The sequence below is a fragment of the Idiomarina sp. H2 genome, from assembly GCF_004364275.1.
Taxonomy (GTDB): Bacteria; Pseudomonadota; Gammaproteobacteria; order Enterobacterales; family Alteromonadaceae; genus Idiomarina; species Idiomarina loihiensis.
Window position 1 is genome coordinate 1 of record NZ_SNZY01000013.1, and the last position, 14,739, is coordinate 14,739.

Consider the following 14,739-nt stretch of genomic DNA (forward strand, 5'->3'; position numbering starts at 1 on the left):
CTAACACTTCGGGCTCCCGCCAGAGTATTAGCAGATTTTAAATCAGTTCGTGACTCACTTTGAACGTCCATGTTCGCCCTGAGTTCCGGGCACACCGTAGGTAATGTCGCTTACCCACGAAGTATTCGGCGCTTTCGGGTTAAACTGCCGCTCTAAGACATTGTCTGCAACCCGGCCAGGCTTGCCGCCTTTTATATGCCGGCGTTTATAACCAATTTGAGCTCTTAGCTTATTGAGTCGCATGATCTTAGCAACACGATGCACACTGCATTTTTCACCTGCTTCACGTAAGTCTTTGTGGATCCAGGGGCTGCCGTAAGTGCCGCCACTGGCAATGAAGAACGCTTTGATGCGTTTTAAAAGTCTCGCGTCTTCTATGGCTCGATCGCTTAAAGGTTTCTTTAGCCAGGCATAGAAACCACTGCGGTTCAATTTCAACACCCGGCACATGGCCGAAACAGAGAACTGATTTTGATGATCACGGATAAAGGCGTACTTTACTCGGACTCGCCTGCAAAGTACTTTGCGGCCTTTTTTAATATATCCCGTTCCTCCTTAACGCGTTTTAGCTCGGCTTCAAGCTTTGCTATGCGCAGTTGTTCATCGGAGGATTTATTGGTTTTATTATCCTGGCCGTATTTAGCACGCCAGTCGTAAAGTGACTTGACGGAAATGCCCAGACGATCAGCGACGTCATAAACAGAGTGACCGCGCTCGGTGACCTGCTTGACGGCTTCAATTTTAAACTCTTCGGTATACCGTTTGCCTTTGCTCATAAACACCTCTAGTTTTAGTTACATTGTAACTGTTAAAAGTGTCTAGCAAAGTCTGGGAAGTCCAATCACGCATGTGCATTGAAGAATCGAAAACATGGAGACACAAAATGCACGAGCAAAACGCTGAGTATGTAACGAATGGGCCGATGACTGAGGTTGATGTGTTGAATAAAGCGTCTGAGATCTTGGAGACGAAGTTTTTGAAGGGGGAGGGCTTTACCAGCCCATCGGCCGCAAAAGACTTTCTTAGGTACAAGCTGGCGCATCAAAAACGTGAGGTGTTCGCAATACTGCTGATGGATTCACAGCACCGGCTGATTGAGTATAAGGAGTTGTTCTTTGGGACGATTAACGCCGCCCCGGTGTATCCCCGCGAAGTGATGAAGGAAGTGCTTCAGCAAAACGCTGCAGCCATCATCCTGGCGCACAACCATCCATCGGGGGTGACTGAGCCATCGGAAGCTGACAAGCGTGTGACGACGCGTATCAAGGACGCGCTCAATCACATAGACGTCCCCGTGCTTGACCACATTGTAGTAGGCCAAGACACGGTTTCGTTTGCTGAAAGGGGATTGTTGTAGTTGTAATGCCGCTAGGCGCGTAGAAGAGGTTTTCCCTGGGCCTCTTCTGCGTTGCTTGGTGCCTTATGTTGGCGCTTTATTTTTTGCCTTATTTACGACTTGTGGTGAACGCAGGGCGACCACGTTGATAAAGCGTTGTACTCTCCTTGCATAAGTAGCTGTAATGCCTAAAAGCCTCTCGAGTTTCCTGACTGAATGAATTAAACGGGCCTTTTAAGCGACGGTATGACGGCGTTGACCCATGAATTAAATACTCAGTAGGGCCAGCGTTAACGCCTCCCGTGCTATACCAGGCATCTCTAATGATTTTCCCCAGCTCTGAGTTATCACCAGGTCCCAAGTTGCCTACCTGCCTGAAGACATCGTTGTTGACGAAAAGAACAACATGGTAATGCTCGTATGGTGATTGTATGTTTTGCTCAGCTTTACGGGCATATCGGACAGTGCAATGATGCGCAGAGCCTTTAAGTAACCTTTCTCTGTCATACTTAGCCTTAATTCTCCGGTTAACAGCTCTGATGAAATGCTCCATTGGCGGCTCAAGATGCAAAGGCATACCGGCTACAGGCACTTTCAAATCAAAGCGAACCGCTAACGTCCGTGAATGCTCATTCAGCGCTCTTTCCATCGTGTCATGCAGACCACTTAAATCTTCCTTAATATATGGCGCGTGTTGAGACCATAGCGGAAAGCCTTTGTACGAAGTGTCGTAATACAGTGTTTGGTTATGGTTCATTGGGTTGCGTGTTGGTCTGTTCATAATTAGCTCCATGATCATTGAATACTCATAACTGATCTGATCCTGTAATAGTTAACCATGAGTCAGACGGTAAGCTTGGGGGCTTACCTATCACTGGCTAAGCATTGGTTACTAGACGTACCAATGAATGATGTACACAGTGGTAGTTATAAGTATTACTATTACCGAGAAAACACCTGTCGGCATTCGCTGCACTTTTGGATCTCAAGTGACAGCGTTCTCGACGATTTTGACTAATCTCCGTTGTTCGGAAGTTAGTATTTGATTGGCAAAAAAATTGCCGGTTGGGCAATGCTACGAGGCTGATCAATTCCTCGTAGCGAGTGCCATTATCGAACCGATTTCAAATCGAAATGGTCGAAAACCCTGATACACCTGATATCCGTATCAACCGTATCGGCTTTTTAAGAGTTTCAGCGCTGAAAAGTACTCAGTTTTATGATGTCGTTTATTTTTCCTCCATAGCTATTCAAGCTTTCGACGGTCAAAGACTGCCTTTATACTTGTTGTAGAATCGGTTCCACATATGCGGGTCGTGAGCAAAGGTAGGCTGTAAATCGAGATATACTAATCCAGTAGTTGGGTCATTACATACTCTCAGCTCTCCCCATACTTGTAGTAACTCCACAGCCTGCGTGAGCGCTCTTAGATTTCTGAGACGGCTTGGGCCACTGCGTCTAATTGCCGCTTTTGATATGTACCGTTCACCATTTTCTCGCTTGGTTTGGCAATATTCTTGAAGAGCAAATGCATCTTTCAAGTAATTAGGATAAGTCTGGAAACACCTCAGATAAGTGTCGGAAAAGTGAAACGCAATCCTTTCCGCATCTTGGAGAATCCCTAAGCTTATTTTTTCGTCTTTCCCATGCTCAAAATAGGATAGCAATGCGGCAATGCGGCTGATGTTTTCAAGCAGCTTATTACCGTGATCTTTTGCATATTGAAAACGTCCGTTGACTTGCAAGCCAAGCTCAATTTCGTTGTAAAGGTCTTGAGCATAGGCTTTTGCTTCGTCAGAAAACTCGATAACATGCCGAGTTTGGTTGGTCGTGAAATTCTCAGCCAGTATTTCTTCCATTCTCTCAACGTAACGTTCGTAACCCTCCTTAGATTCGACCCTAAATGGGTCTAAAAATCGCGTTCCTTGAGTCGTTAGTGGGTTGCAAAAAAGGAATCGCCCCAAGAAACCAATACCTACTGCTTCGACTCCCTTCTTATGAAGAAACGTCTCAATCGCGCTTGGCTGTATTAAAATAGAGAGTGTTAGTCTCGTATTGTCGAGAATAAAGCTCTCTGATGTTTTACGGTTAACAGTAAACGACTCTCCTGACCATTGGCTGTTTAAAAAAGCGAGATCTCTGGCTATCGGGCCGCCAAAAACTGTACCTCCTTCGTTAGAGACCATCGCTGCGTTACCATTGCCTTTACTCATGTCAGACTGAACTGATTCAGGCGTACCGTCTTCGAAAATAAATTGTGATTTGATTGGTTCTTTAGGTTTTTTACGTTGTAAAGCCAAGAGTTCTGCTTCTGCGCTTTCTATTGCCTCCTTTTTGCCCGTCTTCATAGCTTGACTAAGTTTTTTCTTTATCAGCTTCTTTTTGTCATTAAAAATCTCTAGTTCAAGTTCATAAACTTCCTGCTTTTCTGCGTATTTCTTTGCCTCTTTTCTTTCAAAGTCAATAATGGGTTTGAACACTTTAGTCGCTACACCTGTTTTTCTCTCTCCAGATTCAGCGATGACGCATAAAAATAGCGACGTTGGTCCTGAGCCTCCATATATTCTCTCAACATCAACCTGCCCTTGTGCTGCTGTGGAAATAGCGCCTAATACCGCCTGTAAAATTAGCTCGCTTGGAGCTTGTACAGTAGAGGTCAGCGAGTTCACTACACCTTGTGTAATTGGACTATGGAATAACCCATTACTAAGATCTCTGTTTGGTTTTGATAAGTTTGGTACACCTTTAGTTAACATTTCTTTTCTCCTTACGTGCGTTGATCCAGTCAATGACTTCTTGCTCGATGTAACGAACCGACCGCTCTCCTAGGCTAATCGGCTTAGGGTAAGTGGGATCGTAGCTTTTCGAGTTTTTATCCAACTTCGCAAAGTGGTACGATTTCGAAATTGACAATAAATTAAGCACCTCCTGTAGTCTTAAAACTTTCCCTGGAATATTTGTAACGTTCGCTGTCATATAGGCCTCCATAAATGGGCTTGATTGAAAACAGAGAGAATTACAACGTATGCAAGGAAAATATTACATAACGTACTTTTGGGAGATTTATGGAAAATGATTTAAGGAAGACTTTGCATGATCAAGAGGTCGCATTTCACATAGAGACAAATGAAAAGGATGAAGCGTTTAACTTCGATGAGAATACGAAAGAGTGGAAGGAATTTGAAACCAAACGGTTTTATTTGAACTGGTGGAGGTATCAGTATTCTCACAGACACTTTAGGGCAGAGGTTTTAAGGAACGAAGATCTCGCTGAGGACGTGGATGAACTACTAATTTATCTACCATGCCTTTTTGAAGGATTATCCAAACAGTGGAAGGGGGCGAATAGAAATAGTCAAAAGTATTTAACAGCTTTTTTCGAGTTTACAAATTGTCTGGTTTACTCCTTCCACAAGCAGGTCGAGAACGATGGTTTTTGTGATCCAAAGTACGAGTCTCTCGTGCTTAAGCACGGAAATCCGCTAGAAAAGATTAATAATCAGTTTGATATAGAAAAAATTGAATTCCTTCACGATTGGACCGTGGAGTATGGTTTTCTAATTGTGCCGCTTTTGGGGAAGACCGACGCAAGCGCAAGCTGGGAGGCATTTGTGACAAAAACGCCAGAAAAGGTATTCGGGAAAACTGCACCGTGTCTTTACACTTATCCAAAGTTTAATGAAAGCATGGGGGGAGTGAAAATATCGACATCTCAAAATCGGTATGAGTGCCCCAACGACTGTGATATAGCGGTCTATTATCATAAAGGGGATGTAATAGATCATTTGAGAAAAAAAGTGAAGGAATACTTTCAGAACTTACCTTCGAGTGGCAGGGGGGTTAAGTCTGTTGGGACGAAGAGTGACTATGATGTCGCGGTTTACGTAAATAGCAATAAGTGTACGCCGAGTTACGTAATGGGAAGGTTAGAAGAGCAGATCCTCTGGTTGAGTGCTTCCCGGGACTCAAACCGCATTTGGTACCCTGGGTGTCTGTCTGATGAAAAGTCTGAGAAGAAATCCAAGTCACGCGCTAGAAGGTTATTAGAAGGAGCCAAAAAAGCCGAGAAGCTGACAAAAAGTTGGGCAAAAGTAGATTCTAATAATACTAGAAGAGCCATCGCGTTAGCTTTGTGGGATTCAAAAAATATAGACGGGAACCACAAAAAGCTTCACTCACTTATTCTAGAAAAAATAGAAGAACTTCGCTGCAAGCACCCAAAAAAGCTCTCTTCTTACTACACTCATTTTAATACCAAATATCGAAAGCCCACCGAGCCAGCGAAGAAAACGAAGAAGCATGATGCAGCAGCGAGGCTCAGTGATCAGGAAATCAAGCAGCTAAACGACGAGAACAAGAGAAACTACCAAGGAGAAAAAGCGTATCGAGTTCAGTTGATGGGGGATGGTTTTTCCGCACGGCTCGATATAAAGAAAGATATGGATGACGACTATAAATTGACGGAGTTTTGCATAAGGCATGGGGACTACTTTTTGCGCGAGGAAAGGTTGAACTCACGTGAGCAAGAAAAAGTTAAAAGAAAATGAGTTTAATCGTACTAATTGTATCTCCCTCTAATTATTAGAAGGAGAACTGTTAGCTTGACTCATACTTCGGTTTCCGTAAGCAGCTTTCTCAATATGCTCAGACCACCATTCCATCATTTCTCTGCGCTGCTTCATGTAGGTAGCGCGGTTGTATGCTCCACGAATTTTGTCTTTGTCGATATGCGCCAGCGCAACTTCAATCACGTCTTTATCAAAGCCCTGTTCATTAAGTGTAGTACTGGCTAGGGCTCTGAGGCCATGGGCAACAAGACGTCCCTCGAAACCCATGCGTTTGAGAGCCATGTTAGCGGTTTCTTTGTTGGCATGCTTAAGGGGAGCCCTATCGGAAGGAAATATGAACTCTCTGTGGCCACTCAGTGGCTGCATAAACTCGAGTAGCGCCAATGACTGCTTGGTTAAAGGTACTTCATGAGGCCGTCCCATTTTCATTCTCTCGGAAGGAATGGCCCATATTGCATTGTCAAAGTCGATTTCTTGCCAACGGGCCTGCACGGCTTCACCTGGGCGGACCATGGTATGCAGTTGCCATTCAATCAAGCACCGAGTCACGTATTTGATGTTGGCAAAGTTTAAAGCCCGCATGAGCTCCGGTAACTCATCAGGGGTCAGTGTTGGCATATTCTTAACCCTAGATGAGGGTATCATCTGATTAATGCCTGTCAGTGGATTATGTTGGACGATACCAACATTGACTGCAAACGACATGACGTTATTCATCCGCCGGGCGACTTTACGCGCCATTTCAAAGCTGTTTCTTTTGGTGAGGGCCTGAATGACTTCTATGGCTTTGGGGGCGGTTAACTGCTCGATAGGAATTGAGCCAACTCTCGGGAATACATCATTTTCGAGTGAGCGCCAGATTTTGTTGGCAGTGTCGGGTTTAACCTTTGTTCGGTGCACTTCTATCCAACGTTCAGCAACTGCTTTAAATGTATTGCTGGCGGCAGCCCGTTTTTTTTCAATTTGTTGGTCACGGTGAGCTATGGGATCAATATCTTTGGCTAGTAATTCCCGATTCTGCTGGCGCTTTTCTCTCGCCAATTTTAATGAAAGATCTGGGTAGTTACCTAACGTTAGATTTTTTCGACGCTGAGTAAAAGGCTCTGAATAATTAAAGATCCAAACTTTTTTGCCAGAAGGTTTGACTCGCAAGAACAGACCTTGGCCATCAGCTAGGTTATATTCTTTATCTTTTTTTTCTGCCGCATCGATTTTCTTAGGAGTAAGCGGCTGGGGGATTTTAGGCATTTTTGTAACACACCTTAAGTACATTTCGTTCCGTGTTACATAACAGTGTACAAAAAGTTGTGGATAGTAAGAAACTAAAAAGGACTTCAAAAGACCTTAATCCAGCTAAAGCTATTGATTAATAAGGGATTAAAGTACAAATGAGGACCACTTAGGAGGGGGGAGTGGTGCCCGGAGGCGGAATCGAACCACCGACACGAGGATTTTCAATCCTCTGCTCTACCGACTGAGCTATCCGGGCAACGAGGCGTATTAAACGTTTTTTTCAGTTTCGAGTCAACCGCTTTTTGTCGCTTTTCTACTGTTTGCTCAGTAATTGCACATTAAGCGGTTGTTTTGGTGGATTATTCAACACGTAAGTAGGTGCTTCCGGCTAAACAATGTTCGTAAAAGTTTGTCCAGCGAACCCCTTCGCGTGGCGCCAGTGAGCCTTTACGTACCTGACGGTCAATTTGTTTTTTCACCGTTTTGGCCATGTATTCGGTATTATACTGCATGGTTTGCAGCACTTTTTCGGCCGATGTGCCCGGTACCACTTCTTCAATATAGAAATCGCCGGGTTCGTCGTCGTGACAATACACATGCACTTCGGTTAAGCGGCCAAACAGGTTGTGCATATCGCCCATAACGTCCTGGTATGCACCCGTTAGAAACAACCCTACATGATAATCTTCGCCTTTGCGCAGGTTATGCATGGGAATATGGTCGCTAATGTCGGTACCTTCAATGTACTTACTTAGCTTGCCGTCGCTATCGCAGGTTATATCGACAACTGAACAGCGTATTTCGGGTTGTTCGTTTAAGCGGGAAATAGGCACAATGGGTAATACCTGACCAATGGCCCAGGTATCGGCTGCTGACTGAAACACCGAGAAATTACATAGATACTGGCTGGCGAGCATGTCTTCCAGCTCTTCCAGTTCCTGTATCACATAGGTATCTTTATCCAGCGAATGATGAATGTCCGACAGTATCTGCCAGTACATGGTATCCAGTTTGGCCATTTCATTCAGCGACAAAATACCCAGTTTAAAAGCTTCATAAGCATTTTGTTTATAACCGGCGGCGTCGTTGTAGCGCTCCTGCGGATGGAAGTGTTCCCCTGAGCTATGCAGTTCGCGCATGTTTTTCACTAAAATGTGTTCGTCGCCGCTGGCGCTGATATCGAATTGCGTGCCGCCGGGCTTCATTTCACCCACAATGTTAGTCACCACACAGCTATGGTGAGCGGTCATGGCACGGCCACTTTCGCTGACTAAGTTAGGGTGGGGGACTTTTTCCAGGTCACAAATTTGCTTAACGCCCCAGACAACGTCAGCAACGTACTCTTCCGTTGAATAGTTACGTGAAGAGTCGTTAGTGGTGCTGGTACCGTCGTAATCAATGCCTAAGCCGCCACCAATGTCGAGATACTCTAATGGTACGCCTTCCTGTACTAATTTAGCGTACAGGCGAGCGCCTTCATTGACCGCTTCTTTAATCTTGCGAATGTCAGACAGTTGGCTGCCAATGTGAAAATGCAGCAGCTTGGCACAGTGCAGCATGTCTTCTTCGCGCAGGCGTTCAATTACGTTCAGAATCTCGGCAATGCTTAAGCCGAATTTTGCGCGGTCGCCGCTGGAGCCTGCCCATTTTCCTGAGCTTTTCACCATCATTTTTGAGCGCAGGCCTATCATGGGTTCAACACCCATTTGCTTGGCCAGCGGAATCAGCATTTCCAACTCGCTGAATTTTTCAATAACAATGATCATCTTGCGTTTTAGTTGCCGCCCAAGCAGTGCCAGAGTCAGATAATCTTTGTCTTTGTAGCCATTAAGAATGGTCAGAGCTTCAGGGTTGTCGTTGTAGGCCATTACCGCCATTAGTTCCGGCTTAGAGCCGGCTTCCAGGCCGTAGTTGTAGGGCTCGCCAGCGTCCATGATCTCTTCAACCACTTCCCGCATCTGGTTCACTTTAATGGGGAATACGCCACAATACTGCCCCTGATAGTTGGCTTCTTCTATCTGTTTACCAAAGGTTTCGTTAATAATTTCAACCTGCGAGCGCAGAATGTCGTGAAAGCGAATAACGGCCGGGAATTGAATGCCCTCCGAAATAATCTCATCCACCACTTCTTTCATATCAATGGTTACGTCGGGCAAACGGTGGTTCGGCCGAATTTGAATGTTGCCGTTTTCACCAATAGAAAAATACCCTGCGCCCCAGCGATTAACGCCATACAGCTCTTCTGCTTGATCAATATTCCAGTCTGACATCTCAGGCTCCCGACTGTTGTAATACGAGTAATAATTCACGCACAATTTTGGCCGCGAATACGTCGGAATTGCCGGTTGGGTCTATTTGTGGAGACAACTCAACTACGTCGGCACCGACCAGGTTCTTTTGGCGCAAGAGTTTCATCAAGCTGACAAAGGAATGGAAATCCTCGCCGCCTGGCTCAGGGGTTCCTGTGCCCGGTAAAAAAGAAGGATCAAAATAATCGAGATCCAGTGTCAGGTATACCGGGCGGTCTTTGGCAATGGCTTCCACGCTGTCGAGGAAGTCTTTGCGCGAGCTGCGGATGGTTTTGTGTTCTTTCATCCATTGGTATTCGTCTCGCGTGCCTGAGCGAATACCGTATTGAATCAATTCATGACCGGGACCAAAGTGGTCAACGGAGCGACGAATGATGGAAGCATGTGAATAGTGGTAACCGAGGAAACCATCGCGTAAATCAGCATGAGCATCCAGATGCAGCAAAACCATATCGGGGTATTGTTTTAAGTATTTAACGATAGGGGCGTACGAAATAGAGTGCTCGCCACCTAAGGTCAGCAGTTTGATTTTTTCCTGCGCCAAATCAAGCGAGTCAAAAATAGCATTAAAGTCGTGAACCGCATGATGCCACTGCTTCTCTTCGTCGTCATCAAAACCCAACCGCAGGTTGCCTAAGTCGTAGAAGGTCTGGTCTTCTAAGTCGGCGTCAAGGTACGGCGAGTATGACTCAATGTCTTCAGAAACGGCACGTAAACCGTCAGGCCCTTCTCGGGCGCCTTTGCGAAAACAAGCTGTGCCATCAAAACCAAACCCTAGAATATGGGTGTGTCCCGGGTGTATATCGGTGCTGTACTGTGAACCGAAAAAAGGACGGCTAGGGTCGTTTAATGGTACGGGTAGTGGCACCGTTAGTTGCGTTAGGGACATTATCGTTACTGACCTCTCTTACTGTGTCGATTTATTACGATCTTTTTTGATCGGATTAAACAGACTTTGTTGAATATTGATTAACTCTTCGCTGAGCTTTTTGCGTTTTGTCCAGGTGTCTGCCAATGGCGTTTCACTCAGTTCATTCGCACTAACACCGGCCATAACAGCGGTTTTGTTCTGGCGTACCAGTTCGACCGCATGCACCCCCAGCCGTGTGCCTAAAATTCTGTCCATGGCAGTAGGGCGGCCACCACGTTGAACGTGACCGAGCAAACACGGACGACAGGGTAAGTTAAGACGATCTTCCAGTTGTTCTGCAAGTCGAACTGCTCCGCCGGGCCATTGGTTCTCGCACAATACCATCACATAGCTGGAGTCGCCGCGAACGCGTTGTACTGACTCTATGTGTTTAACCAGAGCTTCAACCGTTAAGGGTTTATCTTTTTGTAGCTCAGGTAGAATCATCCGTTCAGCACCGCAGGCCATTGCACTGCTAATACCGATGTAACCGGCATTGCGCCCCATAACCTCAACAATAAACACGCGATCCATGGCCTCGGCGGTATCCCGAATTTTATCCAGCGCGTCCATGGCGGTTTCTACTGCCGTGTCATAGCCAATAGTGTGATCGGTGCCAAAGAGATCATTATCAATGGTTCCCGGAATGCCGACAATGGGGCCTTTCCAGAAGTTCGCTAAATGCTCAGCGCCGCGAAATGAGCCATCGCCGCCAATGACAATAAAGGCATCAATTTGGTGAGCGTCTAAATTCGTTGCGGCTTCGCGACCGCCTTCTTCGGTTTTAAAACGCTCACTACGGGCACTTTTAATAATGGTGCCGGAATATTGTAAAATGTGTTCAACGTCTTCACGGTCAAGTTTTACGAAGTCGTTGTTTAGCAAACCTTCATAGCCATGGCGAAAGCCCATGACCTCAATGCCATAGTTTTCGGCGGCTAAAACGACAGCGCGGATCGCTGCGTTCATGCCGGGGGCATCGCCACCACTGGTTATAATGGCAATGCGGTTTATTGTGTTAACAGATGACACAATCTCTACTCCTTGATAATGTCGTATGCGTAGCTTAAACGACCTGCAGGCCGTGACCAAGAGGAAATTTCATGAGCACTGATGTTGTACGTTTTGATTATTCAGAATTAGCGGAATGGGCGCGTGCCTGTTTAACCGAAGCAGGGGCTTCGGGCGAGGTTGCGCGCAATGTAGGATACTATTTGTTGGAAGGCGATTTACTGGGCTTTAGCACTCATGGTTTGATCCGGCTGCTTAATAATTGCCAGTGGCTGCGTGACGGTAAGAGCCTGGCAAAAGGGCAGCCGCAGGTGCTGAGCGAACGGGCTGCGGTAGCAAACTGGGACGCGCAGTTTTTGCCTGGACCTTACGTGGTACCGCAGGCTATTGATGCCGCCTGCAAAATGGCAAAACAAGCCGGCACCGGTACGGTTGTGGTGCGGCGCAGCCAGCATGTGGCGTCGTTAGCAGCCTATTTAACCATTGCCACAGAACAAGACTTAGTGGTAAGTCTGATGTGTTCAACGCCGGGGCAACGGGCGGTAGCACCTTTTGGCGGTAAAGAAGCGGTGTTTTCACCTAATCCTTTTGCGGTGGGAGTGCCCAGTTCAAAGAATCCTTTATTACTGGATATCAGTTTTTCTATGACGGCAGCGGGAAAGGTACGTCAGGCTAAGGCAAATGGCACTAAGTTGCCTTACAAAGCTTTAATTAAACCTGATGGCGAATGGACCGATGACCCGCTCACTTTTTTTGCTTCACCGGGCAGTGCTATAGCCCCTCTGGGCGGTGAGCAACTGGGTTACAAAGGTTATGGACTTACCTTGTTCAGCGAAATTTGGTCTATGGCGTTAAGTCAGTATGGACGCAGGCAGGGCATGGACGATGGCGACGCTAATTCGGTTTGGGTACAAGTCATAGACCCGGAAGCCTTCGGAGACAAACAGACGTTTCTGAAGCAGGTTGATGATTTACTCGACGACAGCCGGAAATGTGCGGCGGCCGACCCTGAACAGCCTGTGCGTATTCCCGGGGAAGCTTCGCAGCAGCGCAAACAGGAACAGCTGCAGCATGGGGTTTGCTACACTCCAGCCACCCTGAAAGTATTGCAGCGTTGCGCCGAGTTTTGCGGCGTTGAGTTACCTAAGGCTGTAAACGGGTAATACGCCAGTTTTCCCGGTCTTTGCTGTACTGGTAGCGGTCGTGCAAACGGTGCTGACCGCCTTGCCAGAATTCAAACTGCTTTGGATGAACACAGTAACCGCCCCAGCTTTGAGGTCGCGGGACGTCGGTGTTTTCATAGTCTTTAAGCAACGACTGATAATGACTTTCCAGTACGTCGCGGCTTTCTACCGGTCGGCTTTGTTGTGAAGCAAGTGCCGCAACCTGACTTTCTTTCGGGCGCGAGTGAAAGTAACGGTCGTTTTCTTCATCATCAAGCGGCACCGCGCTGCCAATAATACTAATTTGTCGCTCTAACGGCAGCCAGGCAAAGTGCAGCGCAACTTGAGGGTTGTTGTTGATGTCCCGGCCTTTATGACTGTTCTTATTGGTGTAAAAACGAAAACCAGAATGGTCATAGCCTTTGAGTAACACAATACGCTGGCTGGGCATATTGTCATTATCCACCGTTGCCAGAGTCATGGCGGTAGGGTCACTCAGCAGATTGCTGTCGATTGCCTGTTGCATCCATTTTTCAAATTGTTTAACCGGGTCGGTTTCCAGCTGCTCCCGGTGCAGACTGCCTAAACCATATTCCCGGCGCATTGCTTGTAAATCCATGCTCACTCCTTAACGGATTCGAGGTGTGTACCCTGCTTTTTATCCAGAAAGCGCTGACGTATTTTTTCCATGGCATCCAGATTATCCAGCATAAGCCCGACCAACTCAGGATCAAAGAACTTACCGCTGTGCTGTAACAGATAGTCCGCCGCATCTTTAGATTCTTTTGCATCACGATAATTACGCTGGGTCCGCAGCGCATCAAAGTGGCTGGTAATGCTTAAAATACGGGCATTTAAGTCTATTGCTTTGCCGGATTTCTGGCTGGGAAAGCCAGAGCCATTCCAGCGTTCATGAATATCCTGGGCAATAAGAGCCGCGATTTTTGCCACTTCGGAATTGGTTTGACGCAAATAGTCATGACCCTGAATCACCTTTTGCATGATTTCTTCGTATTCGTGGATACTCAATACGTCGGCCCGTTGAGCTAACTCCATTTGCACAGAGACCTTACCGATATCATAAACGGATGCGGCCTGTTTTAACGCTTCGGCCTGTTCATGAGTTGCGCCTGAGAATATCGCCAGCTGGCCAGCCATTTCTGCGGAACGTTTAACATGGTGGCTAATTTCATCAATAGAATGTTTTTCAATGGCTTCGCCGACACTATAAAGCAGTTCCCGTTGTGCTTCCCGCTCATTTTCTGTGGCTTGCAGGTTATCTATAGCAATGGAGCTATTATTCACAAAAAGCCCCAGCAGATTTTGATCCAGCTCAGATAAGTCACGGACACCACGAATAAAGAGTAAGTACTGGCGTGAACTGCTGGTTTTGTACAGACCGTAGTAATTACCGTCAACAATACGAAAATCAACATTCTGCGGGCTTTGCTGCATAGGGCGGACAATACCCCAGTCAATTTCGCCGTGTACGGGTTGCCCTACAGCCCTTTCATATTCGCCAGTGCCGCCAATAATTTCAAATGGGTCGTCAGTGTCTGAGCTGGCGGTCAGCGCATCAATGCGGCAATACATGGCGTCATCAGACAGGGTAATTAACGCGACGAGCTGCTCCAGTATGCCCTGACATAAGGCTTGCATCGAGCGGGCAGAAAACACTTCTGCCGACGCATTAATGACTTTTTCCAATCCGCGTTTGTTGCGCTCAATGGCGTTTAAGTCGCGATAAGCCCGCAAGCAGGAATACATCAAAGTAACCAGCTTACGGTACGTCAGCTCGGTTTTTTCCTTATAGTCATCAATATCATAACGGGCAATGACATCTTCTTCGGGAGCCTGCCCTGGCTGGCCGGTTCGCAGAACGATGCGTATCAGCCGGTTTTTCCGGGTTTCGCGCACCCATTGGGCAACATCGAGCCCGGCATGATCGGTTTCCATTACTACGTCCAGCAGCATCATGGCGATATTGGTGTTGTCCTGTAAAAACGCGATAGCATCTTTGCCGGAATAAACCGAGTGAAACTTCAGCGGACGACCGTCGAGTTTAAATTCACCTAACGCCATTTTGGTAATGGTGTGTATCTCTTCGTCGTCATCGACAATGAGGATATTATACGGTTCCGATACTTCTTCTTCCGCTATATCAGGCTCGTCATCAGAAAACAGAAAGTCATCGTTCATACTTATGCGT

At 46.6% G+C, this 14,739-nt stretch carries 14 protein-coding genes and 1 tRNA gene; 4 read left to right on the top strand and 11 right to left on the bottom strand.

Annotated features, from left to right (window positions below; all coding sequences use genetic code 11):
* Positions 1–54 precede the first annotated feature (54 nt).
* Together DET62_RS13635 and DET62_RS13640 are read right to left on the bottom strand one after the other, a co-directional pair.
* Complete coding sequence (locus DET62_RS13635; RefSeq protein ID WP_166635840.1) at positions 55–432, bottom strand: IS3 family transposase; 378 nt, start codon at positions 430–432, stop codon at positions 55–57.
* 65 nt (positions 433–497) lie between these two features.
* Positions 498–776: a transposase gene (locus DET62_RS13640; RefSeq protein ID WP_110014357.1), complete on the bottom strand. Its 279-nt coding sequence runs from the start codon at positions 774–776 to the stop codon at positions 498–500.
* A gap of 107 nt (positions 777–883) precedes the next feature.
* On the opposite strand from DET62_RS13640, the gene radC reads away from it, so the two are divergent.
* A complete protein-coding gene (gene radC, locus DET62_RS13645) occupies positions 884–1,357 on the top strand; it encodes a DNA repair protein RadC (RefSeq protein ID WP_053953340.1) in 474 nt (157 codons plus the stop codon).
* 88 nt (positions 1,358–1,445) lie between these two features.
* Here the strand turns inward: radC and DET62_RS13650 are convergent, their stop codons facing one another.
* Positions 1,446–2,117 (bottom strand): inovirus-type Gp2 protein, encoded by a 672-nt coding sequence (locus tag DET62_RS13650; RefSeq protein ID WP_166635839.1) that lies wholly within the window; start codon positions 2,115–2,117, stop codon positions 1,446–1,448.
* 57 nt (positions 2,118–2,174) lie between these two features.
* Here DET62_RS13650 and DET62_RS13655 point away from each other — a divergent pair, with 57 nt between their 5' ends.
* Positions 2,175–2,354, top strand: a complete 180-nt coding sequence (locus DET62_RS13655) for a hypothetical protein (RefSeq protein WP_133566303.1) — start codon at positions 2,175–2,177, stop codon at positions 2,352–2,354.
* A 247-nt stretch (positions 2,355–2,601) separates the two neighbouring features.
* Here the strand turns inward: DET62_RS13655 and DET62_RS13660 are convergent, their stop codons facing one another.
* Positions 2,602–4,092 (bottom strand): YfjI family protein, encoded by a 1,491-nt coding sequence (locus tag DET62_RS13660; protein WP_110014355.1) that lies wholly within the window; start codon positions 4,090–4,092, stop codon positions 2,602–2,604.
* 309 nt (positions 4,093–4,401) lie between these two features.
* On the opposite strand from DET62_RS13660, the gene DET62_RS13670 reads away from it, so the two are divergent.
* Positions 4,402–5,883 carry a hypothetical protein gene (locus DET62_RS13670; RefSeq protein ID WP_110014353.1) on the top strand — a complete coding sequence of 494 codons (1,482 nt, stop codon included), beginning with the start codon at positions 4,402–4,404 and terminating at the stop codon, positions 5,881–5,883.
* A 27-nt stretch (positions 5,884–5,910) separates the two neighbouring features.
* Here DET62_RS13670 and DET62_RS13675 read toward each other — a convergent pair whose 3' ends face one another.
* From DET62_RS13675 to DET62_RS13695, 5 genes are all read right to left on the bottom strand, one after another.
* Positions 5,911–7,152, bottom strand: a complete 1,242-nt coding sequence (locus DET62_RS13675) for an integrase domain-containing protein (RefSeq protein WP_166635837.1) — start codon at positions 7,150–7,152, stop codon at positions 5,911–5,913.
* A gap of 165 nt (positions 7,153–7,317) precedes the next feature.
* A tRNA-Phe gene (locus tag DET62_RS13680) sits at positions 7,318–7,393 on the bottom strand.
* A gap of 103 nt (positions 7,394–7,496) precedes the next feature.
* Entirely contained in the window at positions 7,497–9,407 is a 1,911-nt protein-coding gene (gene speA, locus DET62_RS13685; protein ID WP_110014351.1) for a biosynthetic arginine decarboxylase, read from the bottom strand.
* Between the two features lies 1 nt (position 9,408).
* Positions 9,409–10,335 carry an agmatinase gene (speB, locus tag DET62_RS13690; RefSeq protein ID WP_110014350.1) on the bottom strand — a complete coding sequence of 309 codons (927 nt, stop codon included), beginning with the start codon at positions 10,333–10,335 and terminating at the stop codon, positions 9,409–9,411.
* Between the two features lie 18 nt (positions 10,336–10,353).
* Positions 10,354–11,388, bottom strand: coding sequence for an ATP-dependent 6-phosphofructokinase (locus DET62_RS13695; protein ID WP_110014349.1), 1,035 nt, complete (start codon positions 11,386–11,388; stop codon positions 10,354–10,356).
* 71 nt (positions 11,389–11,459) lie between these two features.
* On the opposite strand from DET62_RS13695, the gene DET62_RS13700 reads away from it, so the two are divergent.
* Positions 11,460–12,530, top strand: coding sequence for an Ldh family oxidoreductase (locus tag DET62_RS13700; RefSeq protein ID WP_110014348.1), 1,071 nt, complete (start codon positions 11,460–11,462; stop codon positions 12,528–12,530).
* Here DET62_RS13700 and pdxH read toward each other — a convergent pair.
* A complete protein-coding gene (pdxH, locus tag DET62_RS13705) occupies positions 12,511–13,149 on the bottom strand; it encodes a pyridoxamine 5'-phosphate oxidase (RefSeq protein ID WP_110014347.1) in 639 nt (212 codons plus the stop codon). The genes DET62_RS13700 and pdxH overlap by 20 nt on opposite strands.
* A gap of 2 nt (positions 13,150–13,151) precedes the next feature.
* Positions 13,152–14,729: a response regulator gene (locus DET62_RS13710; RefSeq protein ID WP_110014346.1), complete on the bottom strand. Its 1,578-nt coding sequence runs from the start codon at positions 14,727–14,729 to the stop codon at positions 13,152–13,154.
* Between the last annotated feature and the right edge of the window lie 10 nt (positions 14,730–14,739).